We start from the raw sequence: 22451 nt of genomic DNA, 5'->3' as shown, positions 1-22451 counted from the left end.
CTGCAGGCCACCGCGCGCGACGAGGACACGTGGCCTGCAATGGCTTCACGTAACAGGGGGTCGCCGGCGGGGTCGGTGTAAGCCCTGGGCGCGCGCGCGAAGTCCTGTTGGGCGCGGGCGCACAGGCGGCGCCAGGTATCCCAGGGAAACTGCGAGTGGTCCGGCAAGCCCACCCGGAAATCAAACCGCGGCCCGGGCGGCATGGCTTCGCCGGTCCACGGCGCCACGTGCCGCCATGCCTCAGGCAGTTCGGCCCGCGATGGGACAGGGGCGGGTGATGGCTGCGTCGCGGGGCCGCGCGGTGGCATCGTCGCCGCGACAAAGGTGCCCGCGCGTTGGCGGGACAGCAGATAACCTTCGGCCGCCAGGTGGTCGTAGGCGGCCAAGACGGTGTTGCGCGAGACACCCAGCCGGTCCGCGAGGTCGCGCGTGGTCGGCAGCCGCACGCCTACAGCCAGGCGGCCGTCGATGATCGCCGCCCGGATCTGGCGGTGCAGGGCGGCGAAGCGGTCCCGCGAGCCGGCTGCAGGCATGTCGATGTGAAATTCCATCCTTGTTCTGGCCCTTATGGATTGGCAAATTGTGGAGCTTCAAAGGTACCAGACGGCATGCCATCCTGAGGGCCGGAACATGAAACAAAACATGAAAAAGAGGTGATGCCCAGATGGATACCGCACTCGTCCTGCTCTCGCTGTTCCTGATCGACAGCCTTGCCATCGTCAGCCCCGGCCCGAACATTCTCCTTGTCGTGCATGCGGCCGCCGAGCGCGACCGGCGCGGCGCCTTGCTGATCGCCGTGGGCCTGGCCACTGCGGGCGCGATGTGGGCGTTGATCGCAGTGACCGGCCTGACGGCGGTTTTCGAGCTGATGCCTTCGCTACAGACCGCGATCCGGGTCGCCGGCGCTGCCTATCTTTTGTATATCGCCGTTCGCTTGTGGCGCTCGCACGCGGGGCCCAAGCCCACGGTGGCCATTTCCGGACGCGAGGCGCAGCCGGCCCGCAAGGCGCTGCTGCGCGGCCTTGCCACCGGCCTGCTGAACCCGAAGTCGCTGGCGTACTTCGGAAGCATCTTTGTGCTGCTGGTGCCGGCCGACGCCGGCTGGCCGCTTCGCACTGCGGCGGTCGGGCTGGTGCTCTTTGATGCGCTGCTCTGGTACGGCCTGGCCGCCTGCCTGTTCTCGACGCCGCGCGTGATCGAGGGCTATATGACGCTGCGCCGGCCGATAGACCGGGCTTGTGCGGCGTTGATGGCGGCGTTCGGTGTCAAGCTGATGCTGTGAACTGTGAGGGCGGGTAGGAGGGCTTGGCGTCTACGAGGAACTGGCTTGCTTGGGTGCTTCGTTCGATCCAAATAGCACTTAACATAATATACATCGTGGAACATATCGGCTCGTAAAAGAGCTAGCTGTACGCCAGGATGCTGACCATCTGGCAAGAACCAAGGAACAAAGCCGTAGCCACACGGCGTTGGGATCTACTTCTGCAAAATCTCATTGATTGAGTGAAGTATGGCGTTTAGTTTTTCATGGGCCTCCTGATCCTCGGAGGGCTGGCTAAAGCGATGGACCTGTTCTGAGTTGTATAGGCGGCCGTTTGTAAAAGGCCCCAAATTACCCTGAATGCGATTTGGGTACTTCGATTCATGGCGCTCATCCTTTACGAATACCGCGATGAAATCGTTCCAGATATCCTGTTTTTGGGGGCCTATGAAGGACTCCAGCAATGCGCAGTGATAGCCACTTCTTTTTCCCCAATTCTGCAGAGCGACTCCGCTGTCAGGATAAAACCGCCAGCAATCCACGGGAAATCGATGAAACGCCCCGTTAGACGGTGCATTGATGAAAAGCAGGCCTGTGGGTTTGAGAATTCTCAAAGCCTCGTTAAACAATAGCCAGAAGAATTCCGAATGCTCAAAGCAGGATGAACTTACCACCACATCCACAGACTCATCCTCAAAAGGCAGTGCATAAGGGTCTGTGATGACAACATCCACGCCTTTGGCGTCTGCAAAATCAACGCCGATGTATTTGTTATTGGGCGGTGCCACCGATCTCAGGCTGCCGTTCACATCCTGTGAACCAATATCCACAATGGTCAGGTTTACCGGATTTTTCAAATAGGTGTGGAAGAAAGCTCCGCCGTACTCCATGGCTGTATCGTGCATATTTTTCCTTTCAAGCCCGCCTTCGGGAGCCTCGTTCTGTTGTTGAGGGCGCATGAAACGGCGCCTTGGCTTCCCACAGTCTAATGGCCGGCTTCACAAGGAAAGTCCGCACCTTCCTGGTCACCATTGCCCGGCCGGCCGCTTGCCCCGGATCGCTGCGGCTATCAACTCCGTTGAGTCCGGCCGATTGGCGCGCTCGGCAAATTGCAGGGCCGTCAGCCCTTGCTGATTCTTCAGTTGGGGGTCGGCGCCTTCGTCGAGCAGCAGCTTGACGGCTGCCGGCGTGCCGTACATGGCGGCCATCATGAGCGGCGTTGTACCGTTGGGTGATTCGGCGTCTATGTAGGCGCTGTTTTCCAGCAACAGGCTGATGATGGCCACGTGGCCGTTGCTGGCGGCGTAATGCAGCGGCGTCCAGCCGGTTTTGTTGACGTCGGCGCCCTTTTTGATGAGCTTTTCTGCCAATACCTGGTGGCCTTTGAGCGCGGCGAGCATCAAGGCGCTTTCATCCTTGGCATTGAGGATGTTGACGTTTGTTTTTGGCCAGTCGACCAGCGCCTCGGCAGCTTTGAGGGATGGTTCACGCAGGGCGATGAACAAGCCGGTCTGGCCGTTCGGGTCCCGGGTGTCGGGGTCGAATCCGCGCTGCAGCAGGTTCTGGATCACCGCGGGTTGATCTTGCCTGATGGCCTGGAAGAAGTCCTCGTACGAGCCGGCCTGTACCGAAGAAAATCCAGTAATAACAATAAGAAAAATGACTTTCTTAAAGTAATGGATGAAGTGCTTCATGAGGATTTTACCCCGGTGAAAAGTTTCTCGAAGTTGCGACTCGTGGCTTCAGCAATGGCCTCCAGCGGTAGTTGGGTCAGCTCAGCGATCTGCTTAGCCACGAAGGGAACGTAAGACGGATTGTTGGTTTTGCCGCGGTACGGCATGGGCGCCAGGTAGGGGCTGTCGGTCTCTATCAGCATGCGGTCCAGCGGGACGAATTGCGCCACTTCGCGCAGGTCGGCCGCGTTCTTGAAGGTCAGGATGCCGGAAAACGAGATGTAAAAACCCAGGTCCAGTGCCGCACGGGCTACGGCCAGCGTTTCGGTGAAGCAATGGAAAACACCGGTGGCGGCGGCCCGCCCTCCACTTCCGATGCTGCCGCCCTCCTCCTTGAGGATGGCAATCGTGTCGTCTGAAGCGCTGCGGGTGTGGATGACCAGCGGCTTGGCGGTCTGGCGCGCCGCGCGTATGTGCACCCGGAAACGCTCGCGCTGCCATTCCATGTCGGCCACGGTGCGCTCGCCCAGGCGGTAGTAGTCCAGCCCGGTTTCACCAATGCCGACCACCTTGGGCAGAGCGGCACGCTGCAGCAGGTCGTCCAGGCTGGGTTCGCGCACGTCCTCGTTGTCGGGGTGCACACCCACGGTGGCCCAAAAATTCTCATAGCCGGTGGCCAGGCTGTGGACGGTCTCGAACTCCTCCAGAGTGGTGCAAATGCACAGCGCCCGGTCGACCTGGGCCTCCTGCATGGCCTGGCGGATCTGCGGCAGCTGGGCCTGAAGTTCGGGAAAGCTTAGATGGCAGTGGGAGTCGGTGAACATTCCGCGAGGACTCTGGATGGGTAGCACCGTCCCACTACATACATAGATAGAGGGAGCGGAGCGAAAGGCATGGAAACCGGAAGGCGGCCAGCAGAGCCGCCGGAGGGTTTAAATCGTCTGCGTGGGCCGGTCGGAGGCCAGGTGCGCACCGAGGATTTCCTCGATCTTGATCTTGAGCAGGCGGGATTTTTCGTCGGACGGAAAGCGCACGCCCACGCCCTGGGTGCGGTTGCCGGCGGCCCTGCCGGGCGTGACCCAGGCCACCTTGCCAGCCACCGGGTAGCGCTGCGTGTCTTCGGGCAGTGTCAGCAGCACGTAGACGTCGTCGCCGAGCTTGTAGTCGCGTGCCGTGGGAATGAAGACGCCGCCTTCCTTGAACAGCGGGATGTAGGCGGCGTACAAAGCCGCTTTTTCCTTGATGGCCAGCTGGACGACACTGGGCCGGGCGCCGGCGGCTGCGGGGGAACTGGCGGGGGGCGTTGTGCTCATGGCGCTAGTTTATCGGTTTGAAGGCGGCGGTGTCCGCAAAATTGCGGGATGAATGGCGGGCTTTATTTGGCATTGAGCGCGAGCCGGGCACGGCTGACCAGCGATTCCAGCATCAGGCCGGGGTTGTAGGGATGCTCGACGGTGCGGGCGATGGCTGCGAGCTCGCGCGACCAGCTGGCCAGCGCATACAGCCCGGCGCCCGCCTTGCCGGCCGCGGCGGACAGGTCGGCGGCGCTGAAAAACCGCGGCGCGGCGCCCATACGCACGGCCAGCACGTCGTGGCAAAGCTTTTGCAGGGCGTCGACCGCCTGCGCCGGCGCCCAGTCCGACAGGGCGCTCACGTCGCCGCGTGCCATGGCTTTGGGCAAGGCCTGCCAATGCTGGGCAGATTCGCCGGGCGGCGCGTCCTGGGCCCAGGCCAGCGCATCGGCCGGGCGCCCGCCCGAGGCGACCAGCAGGGTTTGCAGCTCGGCCGGTTTGGGCACGGGCGCGGCTTTTTTGCCGGTGGTGGCGCCCTGGCCTGCATTACTGATTTCTTGCTGCAGCCAGCCCAGCGCCAGCTCAAAGTCGGGCCAGACCATGGTGTGGCCCAGGCAGCGGCTGCGTATGGTGGGCAGCAATTGGTGGGCCGCGTCGGTGGCCAGGATGAACTTGACGGCGCCCGGCGGCTCTTCGAGCGTCTTGAGCAGGGTGTTGGCCGTCACGTTGTTCATGCGCTCGGCCGGGAACACCAGCACCACCKTGGTCGTGCCGCGCGAGCGCGTGAACTGGGTGAAGGACACGGCTTCGCGCGCCGCGTCGACCTTGATCTCCTTGCTGGGCTTGCGTTTTTTGCTGTCGAGTTCGTCCTGGGTTTTTTCGTCCAGCGGCCAGCCAAGCGCCAGCGACAGGGTCTCGGGCATCAGCATGCAGAGGTCGGCGTGGGTGTGCACGTCGACCGCATGGCAGCTGCCGCAACGGCCGCAGGCGCCTTGCGACGTGGGCTCTTCGCAAAGCCAGGCGCGGGCCAGCGCCAGCGCCAGCTCGAACTGGCCCAGGCCGGACGGCCCGCTGAGCAGCCAGGCGTGGCCGCGCTGTACCAGCAGGCTTTCAAGCTGGGTTTGCAGCCAGGGCGCCAGCGGCGGGTTGTTCGAGACAGCTGGGCCGTCCACGGTTTCTGTGTCGCTCATGGCAGCCAGCCCTTGTCCATAAAGACCTGGCGCACCGCCTGCCAGACCTCGTCGCGGGATTTGGCGGCGTCTATGCGGGCAAAACGCTCGGGGTGGTTTTTTTGCCGGTCGGCATAGCCCTGCGCCACGCGGCGGAAAAACTCCACGGGCTGAGCTTCAAACTTGTCGGGCACACGCGCGCCGGCCAGGCGCAAGGCGGCCTCCTCGGGCGCCAGATCGAACCAGACCGTCAAATGCGGCTCGATCACGGTTTCGACCTCGGGCTTCATGGGTGTGTTGCCGGCCGGGTCGCCCAGCAAGCCTTCGTCGGACTGCACCCATTGCTCCAGCGTGGCCAGCAGCTTCAGGTCAAAGCCGCGGCCCGCGCCCTGGTAGGCAAAAGTGGCGTCGGTGAAACGGTCGCACAGTACCACCTCGCCGCGCAGCAGTGCCGGGGCGATCACGTTCACGATGTGGTCGCGCCGCGCCGCGAAGATCAGCAGCGCCTCGGTCAGCGGATCCATGGCGTCGTTGAGCACCATGACGCGCAGTTTTTCAGCCAGTGGCGTGCCGCCGGGTTCGCGCGTCAGCGTCACCGCCCTGCCCTCCGCTTTGAAAGCTTCGGCCAGGCCGGCGATGTGCGTGGATTTTCCGGCGCCGTCTATGCCCTCGAAGCTGATAAAGAGGCCGCTGAGAGGTCTGGTGCTCATGGTCACTGGCCCCGGATGTATTTGTTCACCGCGCGATTGTGTTCGTCCAGGCTGCTGCTGAAATGGCTGCTGCCGTCGCCGCGCGCCACAAAATAGATGGCCTTGGTCGGTGCCGGCTGGACGGCTGCCAGCAATGCGGCCCGGCCGGGCATGGCAATCGGCGTGGGCGGCAGGCCGGCGCGGGTGTAGGTGTTGTAGGGCGTGTCGGTGAGCAGGTCGCGTTTGCGCAGGTTGCCGTCAAACTTGCTGCCCAGGCCGTAGATCACGGTCGGGTCGGTCTGCAGCAGCATGCCCATGCGCAGCCGATTGGTGAAAACGCCGCCAATCTGCGCGCGGTCCGAAGGCTTGCCGGTTTCTTTTTCGACAATGCTGGCCAGGATCAGCGCTTCGTCGGGGGTTTTAAGCGGCGTGTCGGGATTGCGCAGGGACCAGGCGGCCTCCAGGCGCTTGTCCATGGCGCGCGCCGCGCGCTTGAGCACGGCCAGGTCGGTAGAGCCTTTGGCGTAGGTGTAGGTGTCGGGGAAGAAGCGGCCTTCGGGGTGCACGCCGGGTTTGCCCAGCTTTTCCATGATGGCTTCGGGCGTCAGGTTCAGCGTGGCCGGCGAAAGCTGCTCGGCTTTTTGCAACGCCGCACGCACCTGGTTGAAGTTCCATCCCTCGACCAGCGTGATGCTTTTCAGGGCTTGATCGCCTCGCACCAGCATGCTCAGCAGCTTTTGCGGATTGGTGCCTGGCACCAGTTCATAGCTGCCGGCCTTGATGAGCCGGGCCTGGCCGGAAAAACGGAACCAGGCATGAAGCAATACCGCCGGCACATCGGCGCCGCTGGCGACGATGACATCGGCCACGCCGCTGGCGGGGGTACCGGGCTCGATTTCCAGATCCACCACCTGGCTGCCGGGGGCCAGGCGCAGCGGAATCGGCTGTTGCAGCCACCACAAGCCCGCGCCAAAGAACAGCAAGGCGCCGACAAATACCAGGATCAACAGACTTGTAAAGACACGACGCACAACCCAGCTACCTTTTCTGTACAGAACGCAAAAGCCGAGGCCTATGATAATTCAGCCCATCTCCCTCACTGAGCGACAACACCCCATGACCCTTCCCTCGATCTCCGGTATTGCCGAACTGACGCACCTGGGCGTGATCCGCGTGACGGGCGACGACGCCGTCACTTTTTTGCAGGGCCAGCTTACGCAGGACGTGGCCTTGATGGGCAGCAACGAAGCCCGGCTGGCGGCCTACTGCAATGCCAAGGGCCGCATGCAGGCCAGCTTTGTGGTCTTCAAGCATGGCGCGGACCTGCTGCTGGTCTGCAGCCGCGACATCCTGCCGGCCACGCTCAAACGCCTGTCCATGTTTGTGCTGCGCGCCAAGGCCAAATTGAGCGATGCCAGCGCGGAATTTGCCCTTTACGGCATCGCCGGCAGCGCTGTCGCGCAGGTTGCGGGACGCGCCGGCGCTTTGTGGGAAAAAGCCGAAATTGGCGACGCCAGCCTGGTGTTCCTGCATCCCGGCGCAGGCCAGGCGCGCGCGCTGTGCTGCATACCGGCCGGCTCGCCCGCGCCCCAAGGCCCTCACATCAGCCTGGCCGACTGGCAATGGCTGGGCGTGCGCTCCGGCATTGCCATGATCACCCAGCCCATCTTCGAGGCCTTTGTGCCGCAAATGCTGAACTATGAATCCGTGGGCGGCGTGAATTTCAAGAAAGGCTGCTACCCCGGCCAGGAAATCGTGGCGCGCAGCCAGTTCCGCGGCACGCTCAAGCGGCGTGCTTATGTCGCCCACATCGCCGGAACGCCTGCGGTCGGCCAGGAGGTGTTCCACGCATCCGATGCCGGCCAGCCCTGCGGCCTGGTCGCCGCTGCCGCCCCCAACCCGGCCGGCGGTTTCGACGCCATTGTGTCCATGCAGACCTCCGCCGCGGCTGACGCGGCGGACGGCCGCCTCACCTTGGGAAGCGCTTCGGGTGAAGCCCTGACCCTGCTTCCCCTGCCCTACGCGCTGCTCGAAGACATCTAGCCTTTATGTGCCTGGTTGCATTTGCCGTCGGCGCATCCGCACGCTGGCCGCTGGTGATCGCGGCCAACCGCGATGAATTCCTGGAGCGGCCCACCCTGCCTCTTGCCCGCTGGAACACCGCGTCCGGGCAGGAAGTCATCTCGGGCCGCGACCTGCGCGCCGGCGGCACCTGGATGGGCATCACGCCCGGCGGACGTATTGCCTTTCTGACCAATGTGCGCCAGGCTCAGCCCGAGGCCGCGCCGCGTTCACGCGGTGAACTGGTCACGCGCTGGCTCGAAAGTACGGGCGATGCGGCAAGCTTTGTGGCCGCGCTGGAAGACCAGGGCGCTGCCTTTGGCGGCTTTAACCTGGTACTGGGCGACTTGCGGCAAAAGGCCTGGACCTGGATCACCAACAAATATGAGGGGGCGCCGGCCCTGCATGCCCAGGCTTTGGCGCCCGGCCTTTACGGCCTGTCCAATGCCGGGCTGGACACGCCCTGGCCCAAAACCCTGGAACTCAAGCGCGTGCTGGCGGCCGCCTTGCAAAGCGGCGACGGCACTGAGGGCCTGCAAAGGCTATGGACCGCGCTGGGCAACCGGCAGCGCGCCCTGCCTGCGAATCTTCCGCACACCGGCGTGCCGCCTGATCTGGAAGAAGCCCTCTCCAGCGCCTTTGTCGAAGTGCCGGAGCGGGCCTACGGCACGCGCTGCAGCACCGTGCTGCTGGCGACGGCCTCCGGCAGGGACTGGGATGTTGAACTGGAAGAGCGTACCCATGGCCGCGAAGGCCTGGCCGCCGCCGCGGTACACCGCGAGCAATTGAAGATCAAGGCGCCTTGACCATCTCTATGTGCGGAATGCCGACTTCCTCAAAAGGCTCGCCGCGTGGCTTGAAGCCCAGCCGCTGGTAAAAGCCCTCGGCGCTGCGCTGGGCATACAGCATCACTTCCCTGTCGCCGCGTTCGCGCGCCGCATCCATCAGTGCCCGCAGGATGTCGCTACCCACGCGTGAGCCGCGCAGCGCATGGTGCACCGCCATGCGGCCTATCTTGCCCACGCCCTCGGCCTGGCGCACCAGCCGCCCGGTCGCGATGCCCTGCCCCAGGCCGTTGTAGGCGACGGCATGCAGGGCCATGCTGTCGGCCTCGTCCCATTCCATGTCCATGGGGATGCCCTGCTCCTGCACAAAGACCGCCGTGCGCACCTTGCCGGCGTCGGCGCCCAGCGCGGCCCAGTCGCCGGTTTTGATGTGCAGCATGGCCTCGCCGGTTTCATAGCCCATCAACACGCGGCGCAAGGCCTCGGGCACGGGCCTGGAGGTCTGCGAGGCCGGGTCGGCAAACACATAGACCAGCTCGCAGCTGATCAGCAGCGCATCGCCACGAAAGATGGCGCCCGTAAAGCTCATCGATGAATTGCCGATGCGCGCGCATTTGAGCGCCACATCAATCTGTTCATCAAAGCGCGCCGAGCCGTGGTATTCCACCGTCGCCTTTTTGACGTAAAGGTCGCCGTCCAAATGCACCATGGCCTCTTCATAAGGCAAGGCCAGCGCGCGCCAGTAGTCGGTGATGGCCGTGTCGAAGTACATCAGGTAGTGCGCGTTGAACACGATTTTTTGCATGTCCACCTCGGCCCAGCGCACGCGCAGGCGGTGGAAAAAGCGGAAGTCCTGTCGTTTCATCCCTGTCGTCTCCTTGTCAGTCCAATCCAAAGGCGCCGCGCAACGCCGCCGCCGCATCGGCATGGGCGCGCCTGGCTTCGGGAATGATGCGGCCCATCTTGATGAACTCATGGGTGACGCCGCGGTAAATCTCCAGGTCCACCGCCACGCCGGCCGCGCGCAGCTTGTCGGCGTACATCACGCCCTCATCGACCAGCGGATCGCACTCGGCCAGGCCCACCCAGGCCGGTGCCACGCCGTCCACGTCGGGCGCATTGAGCGGCGCGAAACGCCAGTCGTCGCGGTCCGCGGGGCTGCGCACATACTGGCTGAAGAACCACGTGATGTCGGCTTCACTCAGCACAAAGCCGTCGGCAAAAGTCTTGTGTGAGCTTGTGTCCTGGTGGGCAGCGCAGCCTGGGTAGATCAGCAATTGCAGCGCCAGCGGCAGGCCGGCGTCGCGCGCCAGCACCGCGCACATGGCTGCCAGCGTGCCGCCGGCGCTGTCGCCGCCCACGGCGATGCGCGAGGCGTCCAGGCCCAGGGATGCACCCGTGGCAGCCAGCCATTGCAACGCGTCCCAGGCATCGTTGGCCGCCGTCGGAAATTTGTGCGCGGGCGCCAGGCGGTAGTCCAGCGACACCACCGCGATGCCGGCCAGCAGGCTCAGCTGGCGGCACAGGATGTCGTGCGTGGCAACGCTGCCTACCGTGAAGCCGCCACCATGGAAAAACAGCAGCACTGGCAGCGCCTGATCCGAAGGTGCATACAGTCGTGCACCCAGCAATTCGCCGTCGCGCGCGGGGATTTGCAAATCCTCCACCCGGCCCAGCGTTGGTTTGGGAATTTCCAGCACGCCGGCGCCGGCCGCGTAGGCAGCGCGAGCCTGGTCCGGTGTCAGGGTATGGAACGGCGGGCGATTGGCGCGTGCGATGCGGCTCAGCACGTCGCGCATGGCGGGGGTTAGCAGGGTTTGTGGATTCGGCGGCATCAGTGAGGGGCGGGGATCAAAACGTGGGTGCTATCGCCGAGGTGACGGGAATCAAGGCTGGCGCGCGGGAGATCTGGGCGGAACGCCTTGAAAGCCATTAAAGTCAGTACAAGGATCCGCATCGCCCCACATCGTACAACGCAGAAAGACAGCCCGCATGGCCTTCATTTACTACGTCACCCAGATCCAGTTCGAGTTCGGCGCCGTGAAACTGCTCAAGCAGGAATGCGAGCGCGTGGGCATCACGCACCCGCTCATCGTGACCGACCCCGGCGTCAAGGCGGCGGGCATTTTGCAAAAGGCGCTGGACGCCCTGCCCGGCATGAAAGTCACGGTGTTCGACCAGACGCCGTCCAATCCGACCGAGGCCGCCGTGCGCGCCGCCGCCGAACTCTATAAAGCCAGCGGCTGCGACGGCCTGATCGCCGTGGGAGGCGGCTCGGCCATCGACTGCGCCAAGGGCGTGGCGATTGCCGCCACGCATGAAGGCCCGCTGACCACCTACGCCACCATCGAAGGCGGCTCGCCCAAAATCACCGACCGTGCGGCGCCGCTGATCGCCGTGCCCACCACCAGCGGCACCGGCAGCGAAGTCGCACGCGGCGCCATCCTCATCGTGGACGACCACCGCAAGCTGGGCTTTCACTCCTGGCACCTGGTGCCCAAAACCGCCATCTGCGACCCCGAACTCACGCTGGGCCTGCCCGCCAAACTGACGGCCGCCACCGGCATGGACGCGATCGCGCACTGCATGGAAACCTATATGTCGGCCGCCTTCAACCCGCCTGCCGACGGCATTGCGCTGGACGGCCTGGAGCGCGGGTGGGCCCACATCGAGCGCGCCACGCGCGACGGCAGCGACCGCGAAGCACGCTTCAACCTGATGAGCGCCTCGATGCAGGGCGCCATGGCTTTCCAGAAAGGCCTGGGCTGTGTGCATTCCTTAAGCCACAGCCTGGGCGGCGTGGACCCTCGCCTGCACCACGGCACGCTGAACGCGATGTTCCTGCCGGCGGTGGTGCGTTTTAACGCCCAGGCTGAATCGGTGCAAAAAGACAAACGCCTGGACCGCATGGCGCGCGCCATGGGCCTTGCCTCAGGCGGCGATATCGCCGAAGCCATTCGCGACATGAACGCCCGCCTGGGCCTGCCCACCGGGCTGGCAGCCATGGGCGTTGAGCGCGGGCAGTTTGGCCAGATCATCACCGGCGCGCTGGCCGACCATTGCCACAAGACGAATCCGCGCATTGCCAGCGCAGGCGAATACGAAGAAATGCTGGCGGCTTCGCTCTAAGCATCCAGTACAGCCCTGCCCCGCCGGGGGCATCGGCGCATTACCAGCGCACCCCCGCTCATGTCGTCGCTGAGCGGTGACTTCTTCGTGCGCGCCATCCGCCATCCTCAGTTCCTGCGGCGGACCGGAAAACCTTCAAGCTGGAATATGGTTACTTTTCATAACCATAAATCGCCGGCTTGGCAAGAGTCTATTTACTTATTATTTATAACCAAAATGTCGTTACGCTTAGCCCGTGGTTAACGATTTCCAAGCAATTGGCCGGGGGCCGGTTGCGGGCGTATGGCCCCGGCGGGGGTGCCAGTCGCTAAGCACGCCATATCAACAACATCAGGAGACATCATGAAAACCCAATTGTTCGCACTTTCGGTGCTGTCGGCGGCCTGCTGCGCGGCCCACGCCCAAAGCTCTGTCACGGTGTATGGCGTGCTCGATTCCTACCTTGAACTCGCGTCCGCGGGCAACGGTACTGTGACGCGCATCTCCAGCGGCGGCGCCATGGGCTCGCGCTTCGGCTTTCGGGGCACGGAAGACCTGGGTGGCGGCCTGAAGGCGAACTTCATCCTGGAAGCCGGCATCTTGCTGGACACGGGCGCTAGCACCGGCACCGCCACCATCCCTACCAGCACCGTCCCGACGGGCGGCTCTTATATGTTCCAGCGCCTGGCGACGGTGGGCCTGAGCGGCGACTTTGGCGCCGTCAACATCGGTCGCCAGTACACGCCGCACTTCGGCACCATGGCGGCTTTTGACCCGACCGGGTTCACCATGTCGGGCGCGCTGAACTACTACGCCGGCCCCGGTGTGGGCGTCAACGGCGGCTCGCTCTCCGACGGCACCACGCGCCGCGACAACTCCATCCAGTACACCACGCCGACCTGGAGCGGCTTCAAGGCCAATCTGTTTTATGCGCTTGGCGAATCGACCGGCGCGGGCGGCCAACCCAAGTCCACCGGCAATGTGCTCAACGTCGCGGCCGGCTACAGCAGCAGCACGCTGGCGGCGCAAGCCAGCTACATGACGGAAAAAACCATTTACCTGGTTGGCAACACCGACAAGTACACAACCTTGGCCGCGTCCTACGATTTCGGGGTGATCAAGCCTTCAGCCATCTTTGTGCGCCGCCGCGGCGACATGGCCGGCGCGCCCGCGCTCGACGCCTACCAGATCGGCGCCTCGGCCCCCGTGGGTGTCGGCAAGCTGATCGCCACCTACGGCCAGCTCAAAAACAAGACCACGGCGAACTCGGATTCCAAGGCCATCGGCGTGCGCTACGACTATCCGCTGTCCAAGCGCACCACGATTTACGGCGGCGCCACCAAGATCAGCAACCAGGCGGCCGCCGGCTACACCATCAGCGGCGGCGGCGGCAGCTCGCCGGGCCTGGCGCTCTCAGCCGTCGGCCAAAGCCCGAAATCGGTGTACGCGGGTATCGCGCACGTGTTTTAAGGCGGTTTTGCCGGGCGCTTAAAGCGCGCCCAACTGCCCAAGGTCCGGCCGTGCCAGCCAGGCCTGCCATTCCTCGGCCAGCTGCGCGCTGGCCGCGGTGGCCGCGCTCCAGGCCCTCACTCTCGCCTGCAGATCGGGCCCGTAGCGCACAAAGTCCGTGCGGTCGGGCAGCTTGGCGTTCGGCAGGGTCTTGACCCACTCGGGGTCGGGCGCCAGCAGCACCATGTTGTCCAGGAAGTGCGTGGCCTTGTGGCGCCACTTGAGGCCTTTATCGAGCCAGCCGGGCACCACCGATTTCTGGAAATGCGGGTAGAGCACCAGGTCCGCGCCGCCGGCCGCGTCTTTGGCGCCGTAGTTCAAATGCAGGTGGTAGTCGGTGATGCCCCCGTCCCAGTAGGCGCCGGGCGGCCCGCCGGGCACGTTGTGCACCGAGCGCAGCACAAAGGGAATCGAGCAGCTGGCCTGCAGCGCAAGCTTGAAGTTGTCCTCACTGAGGTCCACCTGGCGCGTGCGGTAGTCGCTGGTGGCGAAAGGCAGTTTCACACCGGGTGTTGAAAACACCACGCGCTCCAGCCAGGCGCCCATGGCCTTGCGGTGCAGGCTGTTGGTGAGAAAAGCGCCCAGATAACCCAGCGGGGTGGCGACTTTGTGCTCGCGGCCCAGCAGGTGCCGCCCGCGTGAGGTCACGATATGCAGATTGTAGCGCGGGTGCTGCAGCACCTCATGCACACGCCCGCCGTAAAACGCTTTCAGGCTGTCGCCGAACTGCTCGCTCACCATGTCCGCCGTCGGTCGTTTCTGGCCGGGCTGCAGTTCGTAATGCTGGTGGATGTAGTCGTGTTCCAGCCGTGAAAAACCCGCAGCCGGATCGTTCAGGCAGGCCGTGGCCATGCGCCAGGCGCCTATGGACGCGCCCACCAGATGAACGGGATGATCGGTTTTCGCGAGCCAGTCGCCGAAGATAAAGCGGTCCAGCGCGCCCAGGATCAAGCCCTTGGGCCCGCCGGCCGCGCCCGGCACCACGCCAATGTCCTGGGGCCGAAGGCCGTGTTGTTCGATGTGCCGGCGCGCCTGCGGGCCGGCGTAAATGCGAAGGGCTTTCATGGGTGTCGGTTGGGCTGCTGGCGTATTGAAGCATCGGGCAAGGGGCACGGCTGTCTTTTGTGGGACCGCCGTGCGCTCCCCGCTCACTTCTTGAGCGCCGCCAGTTTGCTGAAGGCCGATTCCATGGCCGTGGCCGCCGCCGGTTGCGGCGCGCCGCGTCCGCCGCCGTAGTTGCCACCGTAATTGCCGCCTCGGCCCTGCCCTGCGGGCCGCGCGCTTTCAAAGCGGTTGTCGCGCGGGCCGTCCCGGCGCGCCGGCGCGGCGTCCAGCTTCATGGTCAGGCCAATGCGCTTGCGCGCCACGTCGACCTCGGTGACCCGCACTTTGACGATGTCGCCGGTTTTGACGACTTCGCGCGCGTCATTGACGAACTTGTTGGCGAGCTGGCTCACATGCACCAGGCCGTCCTGGTGCACGCCGATGTCGACAAAAGCGCCAAAGGCCGCGACGTTGCTGACCGTGCCTTCCAGCGTCATGCCTTCCTTCAGGTCCTTGATGTCTTCCACGCCTTCGTTAAAGCGCGCCACCTTGAAGTCGGGGCGCGGATCGCGGCCGGGTTTCTCGAGTTCGGTGATGATGTCCTTGACGGTGATCACGCCGAACTGCTCATTCGCGAACAGCTCGGGCTTCAAGGTCTTGAGCATCTCGGCCCGGCCCATGAGCTCGGCCACCGGCTTGCCGGTGTGGGCCATGATTTTTTCGACCACCGGGTAGGTTTCAGGGTGCACGCCGGTCATGTCCAGCGGGTTGCTGCTGCTGCGCAGGCGCAAAAAGCCCGCGCTTTGTTCAAAGGTCTTGGCGCCCAGGCCGGTCACCTTGAGCAGGTCGGCTCGGGACGCGAAAGCGCCGTTGGCATCACGCCAGCGAACCACCGATTTGGCGACGGTTTGCGACAGGCCCGAGACGCGCGCCAGCAAGGGCACGCTGGCGGTGTTCAGGTCCACGCCGACGCTGTTCACGCAATCCTCGACCACGGTGTCCAGGCTGCGCGCCAGGTCGCTCTGGTTCACGTCGTGCTGGTACTGGCCCACACCGATGGATTTGGGGTCGATCTTGACGAGCTCGGCCAGGGGATCTTGCAGGCGTCGCGCGATGCTCGCCGCGCCGCGCAGGCTCACGTCCACGTCGGGCATTTCCTGGCTGGCGAATTCACTGGCCGAGTAGACCGAGGCGCCGGCTTCGCTGACCACGACTTTTTCAATGACCTGCTCCACCTTGGCCATGCCCTTGATCAGGTCGGCGGCGAGTTTGTCGGTTTCACGGCTGGCCGTGCCGTTGCCGATGGCGATCAGGTTCACGCCATGTTTTTCGCAAAGCTTGGCCAGGGTGTGCAGCGAGCCGTCCCAGTCCTTGCGCGGCTCGTGCGGATACACCGTGGCTGTCTCCACCAGCTTGCCGGTGGCATCCACCACCGCGACCTTCACACCGGTGCGAATGCCCGGGTCCAGGCCCATCACCACGCGCGGGCCGGCGGGCGCCGCCAGCAACAGGTCGCGCAGGTTGTCTGCGAACACCTTGATGGCGACTTTTTCGGCCTCCTCGCGCAAGCGGGTGAAGAGGTCGCGCTCCAGCGAGAGGCTGAGCTTGACGCGCCAGGTCCAGGCCACGGCCTTGCGGATCAGGTCGTCGGCCGGGCGCGCCTTGTGGCTCCAGCCCAGGTGCAGCGCGATCTTGCCTTCGGCGATGCTGGGCTTGCCGGGCTCGGCCTGTTCGGGCAGTACCAGCTTGGCATCCAGGATTTCCAGTGCGCGGCCGCGGAACACCGCCAGCGCGCGGTGCGAGGGCACGCGGCCAATCGGCTCGTCGTAATCGAAGTAGTCGCGAAATTTGGCGGTATCGGCATGGTTCTCGTCCTTGCCGGCCACGAGTTTGGAGCTGAACAGCCCTTCGCTCCACAGCCAGTTGCGCAGCGACTGCACCAGGCCCGCATCCTCGGCCCAGCGCTCGGAGAGGATGTCGCGCACGCCGTCGAGCACGGCCTGCACGGTGGTGAAGTCGTCGCCGCTTTCGTTTTTCTCGGCCTTCACAAAGGCTGCGGCCTCGTCGGCCGGCACCAGCGAGGGGTCGGCAAACAGCTTGTCCGCCAGCGGCTCTATGCCGGCCTCGCGCGCGATCTGGCCCTTGGTGCGGCGCTTGGGCTTGAAGGGCAGGTACAGGTCTTCCAGGTCCTGCTTGGTGGCGGCGAACTCGATCGCCGCGCGCAGCTCGGGGGTGAGCTTGCCCTGCTCTTCGATGCTTTTGAGCACGGCCTCGCGGCGCTCTTCGAGCTCGCGCAGGTAACCCAGCCGGTATTCAAGTTCGCGCAGCTGGATGTCGTCCAGCCCACCGGTGGCCTCCTTGCGGTAGCGCGCGATAAAGGGAACGGTGGCACCGCCGTCCAGCAGCTCCACGGCTGCCTTGATTTGCTGTTCCTGGACTTTGATTTCTGCCGCGATCTGGCGGATGATTTTTTGCATGTCGGAAAAAAGGCTGAAAAGCTGGAAAGGACGAAACAAGAATGAAGGGCCAGGACGCAGGGATTCGCGAATCCACAAACTGACGCCAAGGGTCGGCATTGTCCCACAGGCAAAACGCCTCTTGACTCCAAATAATGGGCAAGACTGAAAAGCAATTTCTTACATTTATTCCAGGGAGACGGACATGCGAATTCGAACGATATTGCTGGTGGTGGGCATCCTGCTGCTGGCGGGCTTTGTGGCCCTTAACCTTGACGAGTTCACGCGCATCAGCATGCTGAGCCTGGGCTTTACGACTGTGCAGGTATCGCTGGGGCTGCTCATGCTGTTGCTGCTGGTGGTCGCCACCGTGGCCTACCTGGCCAGCACGCTCTATATCCAAAGCACTCACCTGCTTGAGACCCGGCAGTACTCCCGCGAACTTAACGCCCAGCGTGAGCTGGCCGACAAGGCCGAGGCTTCGCGCTTCACCGAACTGCGCAGCTACCTGGAGGTGCAGGCCCTGGCTGCGCAACACCGCGAGGCAGCCGCAGCCACGGTGCTGGCCGAACGCTTTGCGCAGCAGCAGCAAGCCTTGCTGGCGCGGCTGGAGCAGACCGACAACAGCATCGCAGCCTATATGGGCCAATTGGAAGACCGCCTTGAACGGCGCAACGGCATGGGCAGCCTTCAAAAAGACCACATGACCATGCCCCTGGTGTAAGAAACACCGGCATCCAGCGACCAAAGGCCAGTCGCGGCCCCGCACCCATTCGGATGCGGCGTCCGCGCCCAACGCCTCTGGAGACGCCATGCCAACTCGTTCATACCCCGCCATCGCGGGGATTGTTTTCGCCACCCTTCTCTGTCTGAGCAACGCGTTCGCAGCCCAAAACGCCTGCACAGCAACGTCGGGACCGGCCGTTACGCCGGTCATCGAGCTCTACACCTCCGAAGGCTGCAGTTCGTGCCCGCCGGCCGACAGGTGGGTATCGACGCTCAAGGGCTCCGGCATGGTGGTGCAGGCCTTTCATGTCGGCTATTGGGACTACATCGGCTGGGTCGACCGCTTCGCCGCGCCGGCCTATACCCGGCGCCAGCATGAGGTGGCCGCGCGCAACAGCCTGCGCAGCGTCTACACCCCGCAGGCCGTGCTCAACGGCAAGGACTTGCCCGCCTGGGGCCCCCGGCCGCCCGGCGGCAAGGAGCCGGCGCGCGCGGCCATCGTGCTGACACAACTGGGCACCGACCAGTTTGAGGCTTTGGTAACACCGGTGGCCGAGCGGCAGCTGTCGCCTTCGTGGGCGGCCTACTGGACCGTCACCGAACACGGCCACAACTCCAAGGTGCAGGCCGGCGAAAACGCCGGCGCCTTCCTCAAGCACGATTTTGTGGTGCGCCAGTACACCCAGGCGGGTGAATACCCAAACCAGGGCACCGCGCCGCAAAAGCTGGCTTTTCGCAGCATCGCCGCTACTCCCGGCCATGAGCGCCAGGTCAACCTCGTGGTGTTCGACCCCAAAACCGGCAAGACCCTGCAGGCCGTGAGCCTGCAATGCCCGGTTTAGGAAAATTGGGGCTTGCCGCACAATGGCGGAATGGATCCCCGGCCCGCGCCCTCGCCCTATTCACTGCCACCCGGCCTGCGCGCGCCTGAGGCCGCCGATTACCTGGCACTGGGCGGCTGGGTCCGGGACGCCGACACCTGCCTGCGCTGGGCCGGACCCAAGCTGAAGTATCCGTTCAGGCCGGCACGGCTCTCGAAGTTGCTGGCCGAACCCGGCGCCAACAGCTTTGTGATGAGCCGCGGCCCGGCGGCACCGGCCCTGGGTTTCGGGCAGTTCTGGGTGCGCGATCCCGGCGTGGCCCACCTGGCCCGCATCGTCCTCGCGCCCACGGCACGTGGCCAGGGCCTGGGCACCACGCTGTGCGAACTGCTGATGGCCGAGGCCGCGCGCGCCGTCGGCGCCAACGCCTTCACGCTGCGCGTCTACCGCGACAACGACCCGGCACTGGCCATTTACGAGCGCCTGGGTTTTGCCGTGGTGGCGGACCTGTCGGACGCACGGGTTTTTGCCATGCGCAAGCAGGCCTGAAGCCCGGCCCCAGGCCTTCGCTAAACTCTGCCGCATGCTTTCCAGCCGCCGCGCGCGCCTTTCTTTCGCATGATCTCCCTGTTCCTCAAATGCCTGCTGGGCGCGGTGGCCGTGCTGCTGATCGCCCTGCTGTCCCGCTCACGCAACTTTGTCATCGCCGGCCTGGTGCCGCTGTTTCCCACCTTCGCGCTGATCGCGCACTACATGGTGGGCAGCGAACGCAGCGCCGCCGACTTGCGCGCCACCGCGCTGTTCGGCCTGTGGTCGTTGATTCCTTATGCGACTTACCTGCTTGCGGTGTACTGGCTCAGCATCCGCGCCTCGCTCACGGTGACGCTCGCCGCCGCTACCCTGGCCTGGGCCGTGGCGGCGGGCGCCCTGCTGCTGGGCTGGAGCCGCGCTTACCCCACGTCTTTCTGAACTGAGGCCCGCGTGAACAAACTCAAAAAAATCCTGCGAAGCCTGCTGCTGGCCCCCGTGGCCCTGTTCCTGCTGTTCGAGGAATGGGGCTGGGAGCCGCTGGCCGCCGCCTTCGCAGCGCTGGGTCGGCTGCCCTGGTGGGGCCGGCTTGAGCGTTTCATCACCGGCCTGCCGCCCTGGGCCGCGCTGCTGGCCTTCGGCGTGCCCGTGCTTGCGCTGATCCCCATCAAGCTGCTGGCGCTGTACCTCTTCAGCCAGGGCCATCTCACCATGGGGTTGGGCTTGATTCTTGCTGCGAAGATCGCGGGAACGGCGATGGCGGCGCGCCTGTTCCAGCTGACGCACCCGGCGCTGATGCGCATGGCCTGGTTCGCGCGGCTCTACACGCCCTGGAAGGCCTGGAAAGACAAGCTCATCGCGCAGGCAAGGGCCTCCTGGGCCTGGCGTGTGGCACGCCGCCTGAAGACGCGGGTCAAGCTGGCGGGCGCCAGGTTGCTGGCGGCCCTCAAAGCCGCCCTGTCGTGATGAAGCTTCAATGCCACTGAACTTTTCGCACCATGTTCGACATCCTCAAACCGCCTCTCTACATACGCCTCTCGCCTTTTCGCTTGACGGTGCGCAACGTCAAGACGGGTGAGTTCATCTCCGAAGTGCCCGAAGTCGCCATCTCGCGCGGACCCAAGGAAAAAATCCTGGGCGTAGGCGACGAAGCAGCCCTGCACAAGTCAAGCAAATCAGCGCATGTCGTCAACCCGTTTGCCCACCCGCGCTCCATGATGTCCGACTTCACTGCGGGCCAGGCGGTCGTCAAAGCCTTGATACGCAAGCTGCACAAGAGTGGGCTGTTTGCGCCGGCGCCTCGTATGGTGTTCCACCCCCAGGGAGACCCGGCCGGCGGTTTCACTCAGGTGGAAATCCGGGCGTTCCGCGAAATGGCACTTGGTGCCGGCGCCTCGGAAGTCATCGTCTGGCAAGGACAGGACTTGACGGATGAACAGGTGCTGTCGCGTCGCTATCCACCTACTGGCCAGATACTCGATGAAACCTGAGCAGGGAGGCCTGCGCGCGCTGACCCGGGAGTTCCCGCATGCGGGCCGGCTGGAGCGGATTTTCCTCAGGCCCGCCCGGCGCGTTCCGGTGCTGGCCGTGCAGAGCACCCTGGCGATCGCGGGCCGAGGCCTTGAAGGCGACCGCAGCGCACTGGGCGCGCAGGACGGCAAACGCCAGGTCACCCTGGTGCAGGCCGAACACCTGCCCGTGCTGGCTTCCCTGGCCCGGCGGGAGACGGTGGACGCCGCGGACCTTCGCCGCAACCTCGTGGTGGGCGGCCTGAATCTGCTGGCGGCCAGATCGCTGTTCAAGGACCAGCGCATGGTGCTGCGCATAGGCTCAGTGGTGCTGGAGATCACCGGTCCCTGCGAACCCTGCTCGCGCATGGACGAAGTGCTGGGCGCCGGCGGCTACAACGCGATGCGCGGCCATGGCGGGCTGACGGCGCGCGTGCTGCAGGGCGGCCCGCTGCGGGTGGGCGATGCGGTGATTTGCGAGCCGGCCTGAACGCGCCACCCTAACCTGACCGGTCCAAACCGTGGGCCGGTATGGGTATTGGGCATGCGTCATACTGGCCTGCCAATTACTTCATACTCGCCCGCCTCCATGACTAAAACCTCGGTCGACAAGCAAAAAATCAAATTCCTGCTGCTGGAGGGCATACACCCCTCCGCCGTGGAAGTTCTCAAGGCCGCGGGTTATTCCAATATTGAAAGCCTGTCCGGCGCCCTGCCCGACGATGAACTCAAGGCCAAAATTGCCGACGTGCATTTTGTCGGCATACGCTCGCGCACCCAGCTCACGGCCGAGGTATTCGCCCAGGCCGGCAAGCTCGCGGCTGTCGGCTGCTTTTGCATAGGCACCAACCAGGTTGACCTGGTCGCGGCCCGCGAGCGCGGCATCGCGGTGTTTAACGCGCCTTACTCCAATACCCGCTCGGTGGCCGAGCTGGTGCTGGCCGAGGCGATTTTGCTGCTGCGCGGCGTGCCCGAAAAAAGCGCGGTGGCGCATCGCGGCGGCTGGCTCAAGTCGGCCGAGAACGCTTATGAAATTCGCGGCAAGACTTTGGGCATCGTCGGCTACGGCTCCATAGGCACGCAGCTCTCGGTTCTGGCCGAGGCGCTGGGCATGCACGTCGTGTTCTTCGACGTGGTCACCAAGCTGCCGCTGGGCAATGCGCGGCAGGTGCCGCAGCTCAAGGATTTGCTGGCCCAGTCCGACGTGGTGAGCCTGCACGTGCCCGAAACCCAGGCCACGCAATGGATGATGGGCGCGGTCGAAATCGCCGCCATCAAGCCCGGCGGCGTGCTGATCAATGCCTCGCGCGGCACGGTGGTCGAGATTGAGCCACTGGCCCAGGCACTCAAGAGCAAAAAACTGCTGGGCGCTGCGATCGACGTCTTCCCGGTGGAGCCGCGCAGCAACAAGGATGTTTTCGAGTCACCCTTGCGCGGCCTCGACAACGTGATCCTGACACCGCACGTGGGCGGCTCGACCATGGAAGCCCAAGAGAACATCGGCATCGAAGTCGCCGAAAAACTTGTGAAGTACAGCGACAACGGCACTTCGACCTCTTCGGTCAACTTTCCCGAAGTCGCGCTGCCGGCCCACCCCGGCAAACACCGCCTGCTGCACATCCACCGCAATGTGCCGGGCGTGCTGTCCGAAATCAACAAGGTGTTTGCCGCCAACGGCATCAACATTGCGTCGCAATACCTGCAGACCAACGAAGCAGTCGGCTATGTGGTGATCGACATTGATGCAGCACATTCTGACGTCGCGTTGGCCAAGCTGGCCGAGGTGCCGGGCACGATTCGCAGCCGCGTTTTGTTCTAAGA

General features: G+C 64.5%; 25 protein-coding genes. 13 read left to right on the top strand and 12 right to left on the bottom strand.

What is annotated here, in order from left to right; translation table 11 throughout:
- Positions 1-551 (bottom strand): GntR family transcriptional regulator (locus tag AC1DXS_RS08845; protein WP_477737140.1); only part of this gene is annotated, 551 nt, incomplete at its 3' end.
- Positions 552-664: 113 nt separating this feature from the next.
- Between AC1DXS_RS08845 and AC1DXS_RS08840 the strand changes: the two genes are divergently transcribed.
- Positions 665-1282: a LysE family translocator gene (locus tag AC1DXS_RS08840; protein WP_477737139.1), complete on the top strand. Its 618-nt coding sequence runs from the start codon at positions 665-667 to the stop codon at positions 1280-1282.
- Between the two features lie 194 nt (positions 1283-1476).
- On the opposite strand, the gene AC1DXS_RS08835 is transcribed toward AC1DXS_RS08840, so the two are convergent.
- From AC1DXS_RS08835 to mltG, 7 genes are all read right to left on the bottom strand, one after another.
- The gene (locus tag AC1DXS_RS08835; RefSeq protein ID WP_477737138.1) at positions 1477-2220 is read right to left on the bottom strand and encodes a methyltransferase domain-containing protein; all 744 of its coding nucleotides are present in this window, start codon (positions 2218-2220) and stop codon (positions 1477-1479) included.
- Positions 2221-2286: 66 nt separating this feature from the next.
- A complete protein-coding gene (locus AC1DXS_RS08830; RefSeq protein WP_477737137.1) occupies positions 2287-2955 on the bottom strand; it encodes an ankyrin repeat domain-containing protein in 669 nt (222 codons plus the stop codon).
- Positions 2952-3758: a TatD family hydrolase gene (locus AC1DXS_RS08825; protein ID WP_477737136.1), complete on the bottom strand. Its 807-nt coding sequence runs from the start codon at positions 3756-3758 to the stop codon at positions 2952-2954. Before AC1DXS_RS08825 ends, AC1DXS_RS08830 begins: the two co-directional genes overlap by 4 nt.
- A gap of 108 nt (positions 3759-3866) precedes the next feature.
- The gene (locus AC1DXS_RS08820; protein ID WP_007874426.1) at positions 3867-4247 is read right to left on the bottom strand and encodes a PilZ domain-containing protein; all 381 of its coding nucleotides are present in this window, start codon (positions 4245-4247) and stop codon (positions 3867-3869) included.
- Between the two features lie 62 nt (positions 4248-4309).
- Positions 4310-5416: a DNA polymerase III subunit delta' gene (locus AC1DXS_RS08815; protein WP_477737135.1), complete on the bottom strand. Its 1107-nt coding sequence runs from the start codon at positions 5414-5416 to the stop codon at positions 4310-4312.
- Positions 5413-6105: a dTMP kinase gene (gene tmk / locus AC1DXS_RS08810; RefSeq protein WP_477737134.1), complete on the bottom strand. Its 693-nt coding sequence runs from the start codon at positions 6103-6105 to the stop codon at positions 5413-5415. The genes AC1DXS_RS08815 and tmk overlap by 4 nt, the downstream gene beginning before the upstream one ends.
- A 2-nt stretch (positions 6106-6107) precedes the next feature.
- Complete coding sequence (mltG, locus tag AC1DXS_RS08805; protein ID WP_477737133.1) at positions 6108-7115, bottom strand: endolytic transglycosylase MltG; 1008 nt, start codon at positions 7113-7115, stop codon at positions 6108-6110.
- Between the two features lie 85 nt (positions 7116-7200).
- Here mltG and ygfZ point away from each other — a divergent pair, with 85 nt between their 5' ends.
- Together ygfZ and AC1DXS_RS08795 are read left to right on the top strand one after the other, a co-directional pair.
- A complete protein-coding gene (gene ygfZ / locus AC1DXS_RS08800) occupies positions 7201-8127 on the top strand; it encodes a CAF17-like 4Fe-4S cluster assembly/insertion protein YgfZ (protein ID WP_477737132.1) in 927 nt (308 codons plus the stop codon).
- A gap of 5 nt (positions 8128-8132) precedes the next feature.
- The gene (locus AC1DXS_RS08795; protein WP_477737131.1) at positions 8133-8951 is read left to right on the top strand and encodes an NRDE family protein; all 819 of its coding nucleotides are present in this window, start codon (positions 8133-8135) and stop codon (positions 8949-8951) included.
- Here AC1DXS_RS08795 and AC1DXS_RS08790 read toward each other — a convergent pair.
- Entirely contained in the window at positions 8938-9795 is an 858-nt protein-coding gene (locus AC1DXS_RS08790) for a YbgC/FadM family acyl-CoA thioesterase (RefSeq protein WP_477737130.1), read from the bottom strand. The two genes, AC1DXS_RS08795 and AC1DXS_RS08790, sit on opposite strands and share 14 nt — an antisense overlap.
- A 16-nt stretch (positions 9796-9811) precedes the next feature.
- Complete coding sequence (locus AC1DXS_RS08785) at positions 9812-10765, bottom strand: alpha/beta hydrolase (protein ID WP_477737129.1); 954 nt, start codon at positions 10763-10765, stop codon at positions 9812-9814.
- A gap of 157 nt (positions 10766-10922) precedes the next feature.
- Here AC1DXS_RS08785 and AC1DXS_RS08780 point away from each other — a divergent pair, with 157 nt between their 5' ends.
- Positions 10923-12059, top strand: coding sequence for an iron-containing alcohol dehydrogenase (locus tag AC1DXS_RS08780; RefSeq protein ID WP_477737128.1), 1137 nt, complete (start codon positions 10923-10925; stop codon positions 12057-12059).
- 342 nt (positions 12060-12401) lie between these two features.
- A complete protein-coding gene (locus AC1DXS_RS08775; RefSeq protein ID WP_477737127.1) occupies positions 12402-13508 on the top strand; it encodes a porin in 1107 nt (368 codons plus the stop codon).
- 18 nt (positions 13509-13526) lie between these two features.
- Here the strand turns inward: AC1DXS_RS08775 and AC1DXS_RS08770 are convergent, their stop codons facing one another.
- Together AC1DXS_RS08770 and AC1DXS_RS08765 are read right to left on the bottom strand one after the other, a co-directional pair.
- On the bottom strand, positions 13527-14612 hold the full coding sequence (locus AC1DXS_RS08770) for a patatin-like phospholipase family protein (protein ID WP_477737126.1): 1086 nt from the start codon (positions 14610-14612) through the stop codon (positions 13527-13529).
- An 83-nt stretch (positions 14613-14695) separates the two neighbouring features.
- The gene (locus AC1DXS_RS08765) at positions 14696-17068 is read right to left on the bottom strand and encodes a Tex family protein (protein WP_477737125.1); all 2373 of its coding nucleotides are present in this window, start codon (positions 17066-17068) and stop codon (positions 14696-14698) included.
- Between the two features lie 184 nt (positions 17069-17252).
- Between AC1DXS_RS08765 and AC1DXS_RS08760 the strand changes: the two genes are divergently transcribed.
- The 8 genes from AC1DXS_RS08760 to serA all read left to right on the top strand — a co-directional run bounded on the left by AC1DXS_RS08760 (position 17253) and on the right by serA (position 22449).
- Positions 17253-17771: a hypothetical protein gene (locus AC1DXS_RS08760; protein WP_477737124.1), complete on the top strand. Its 519-nt coding sequence runs from the start codon at positions 17253-17255 to the stop codon at positions 17769-17771.
- 88 nt (positions 17772-17859) lie between these two features.
- Complete coding sequence (locus AC1DXS_RS08755) at positions 17860-18615, top strand: DUF1223 domain-containing protein (RefSeq protein ID WP_477737123.1); 756 nt, start codon at positions 17860-17862, stop codon at positions 18613-18615.
- Between the two features lie 30 nt (positions 18616-18645).
- On the top strand, positions 18646-19143 hold the full coding sequence (locus AC1DXS_RS08750; protein ID WP_477737122.1) for a GNAT family N-acetyltransferase: 498 nt from the start codon (positions 18646-18648) through the stop codon (positions 19141-19143).
- Positions 19144-19212: 69 nt separating this feature from the next.
- Positions 19213-19563, top strand: a complete 351-nt coding sequence (locus AC1DXS_RS08745) for a GlpM family protein (protein ID WP_477737121.1) — start codon at positions 19213-19215, stop codon at positions 19561-19563.
- Between the two features lie 12 nt (positions 19564-19575).
- Complete coding sequence (locus tag AC1DXS_RS08740; protein WP_477737120.1) at positions 19576-20088, top strand: hypothetical protein; 513 nt, start codon at positions 19576-19578, stop codon at positions 20086-20088.
- A 32-nt stretch (positions 20089-20120) separates the two neighbouring features.
- Positions 20121-20612: a rod shape-determining protein gene (locus AC1DXS_RS08735; protein WP_477737119.1), complete on the top strand. Its 492-nt coding sequence runs from the start codon at positions 20121-20123 to the stop codon at positions 20610-20612.
- On the top strand, positions 20602-21120 hold the full coding sequence (locus AC1DXS_RS08730) for an MOSC domain-containing protein (RefSeq protein ID WP_477737118.1): 519 nt from the start codon (positions 20602-20604) through the stop codon (positions 21118-21120). Before AC1DXS_RS08735 ends, AC1DXS_RS08730 begins: the two co-directional genes overlap by 11 nt.
- Positions 21121-21219: 99 nt before the next feature.
- Complete coding sequence (gene serA / locus AC1DXS_RS08725) at positions 21220-22449, top strand: phosphoglycerate dehydrogenase (RefSeq protein ID WP_477737117.1); 1230 nt, start codon at positions 21220-21222, stop codon at positions 22447-22449.
- The last annotated feature ends 2 nt before the right edge of the window (positions 22450-22451 follow it).

Source organism: Polaromonas sp. P3_B1, from assembly GCF_056402935.1.
This window is presented reverse-complemented; position numbering and strand designations above follow the sequence as displayed.

Bases quoted from the DNA above. Each gene is read 5' to 3' on its own strand.
- AC1DXS_RS08840 (WP_477737139.1), top strand. From the start codon at position 665: ATGGATACCGCACTCGTCCTGCTCTCGCTGTTCCTGATCGACAGCCTT.
- AC1DXS_RS08835 (WP_477737138.1), bottom strand. From the start codon at position 2,220: ATGCGCCCTCAACAACAGAACGAGGCTCCCGAAGGCGGGCTTGAAAGG.
- AC1DXS_RS08830 (WP_477737137.1), bottom strand. From the start codon at position 2,955: ATGAAGCACTTCATCCATTACTTTAAGAAAGTCATTTTTCTTATTGTT.
- AC1DXS_RS08825 (WP_477737136.1), bottom strand. From the start codon at position 3,758: ATGTTCACCGACTCCCACTGCCATCTAAGCTTTCCCGAACTTCAGGCC.
- AC1DXS_RS08820 (WP_007874426.1), bottom strand. From the start codon at position 4,247: ATGAGCACAACGCCCCCCGCCAGTTCCCCCGCAGCCGCCGGCGCCCGG.
- tmk (WP_477737134.1), bottom strand. From the start codon at position 6,105: ATGAGCACCAGACCTCTCAGCGGCCTCTTTATCAGCTTCGAGGGCATA.
- ygfZ (WP_477737132.1), top strand. From the start codon at position 7,201: ATGACCCTTCCCTCGATCTCCGGTATTGCCGAACTGACGCACCTGGGC.
- AC1DXS_RS08795 (WP_477737131.1), top strand. From the start codon at position 8,133: ATGTGCCTGGTTGCATTTGCCGTCGGCGCATCCGCACGCTGGCCGCTG.
- AC1DXS_RS08790 (WP_477737130.1), bottom strand. From the start codon at position 9,795: ATGAAACGACAGGACTTCCGCTTTTTCCACCGCCTGCGCGTGCGCTGG.
- AC1DXS_RS08785 (WP_477737129.1), bottom strand. From the start codon at position 10,765: ATGCCGCCGAATCCACAAACCCTGCTAACCCCCGCCATGCGCGACGTG.
- AC1DXS_RS08780 (WP_477737128.1), top strand. From the start codon at position 10,923: ATGGCCTTCATTTACTACGTCACCCAGATCCAGTTCGAGTTCGGCGCC.
- AC1DXS_RS08775 (WP_477737127.1), top strand. From the start codon at position 12,402: ATGAAAACCCAATTGTTCGCACTTTCGGTGCTGTCGGCGGCCTGCTGC.
- AC1DXS_RS08770 (WP_477737126.1), bottom strand. From the start codon at position 14,612: ATGAAAGCCCTTCGCATTTACGCCGGCCCGCAGGCGCGCCGGCACATC.
- AC1DXS_RS08765 (WP_477737125.1), bottom strand. From the start codon at position 17,068: ATGCAAAAAATCATCCGCCAGATCGCGGCAGAAATCAAAGTCCAGGAA.
- AC1DXS_RS08760 (WP_477737124.1), top strand. From the start codon at position 17,253: ATGCGAATTCGAACGATATTGCTGGTGGTGGGCATCCTGCTGCTGGCG.
- AC1DXS_RS08755 (WP_477737123.1), top strand. From the start codon at position 17,860: ATGCCAACTCGTTCATACCCCGCCATCGCGGGGATTGTTTTCGCCACC.
- AC1DXS_RS08750 (WP_477737122.1), top strand. From the start codon at position 18,646: ATGGATCCCCGGCCCGCGCCCTCGCCCTATTCACTGCCACCCGGCCTG.
- AC1DXS_RS08745 (WP_477737121.1), top strand. From the start codon at position 19,213: ATGATCTCCCTGTTCCTCAAATGCCTGCTGGGCGCGGTGGCCGTGCTG.
- AC1DXS_RS08735 (WP_477737119.1), top strand. From the start codon at position 20,121: ATGTTCGACATCCTCAAACCGCCTCTCTACATACGCCTCTCGCCTTTT.
- AC1DXS_RS08730 (WP_477737118.1), top strand. From the start codon at position 20,602: ATGAAACCTGAGCAGGGAGGCCTGCGCGCGCTGACCCGGGAGTTCCCG.
- serA (WP_477737117.1), top strand. From the start codon at position 21,220: ATGACTAAAACCTCGGTCGACAAGCAAAAAATCAAATTCCTGCTGCTG.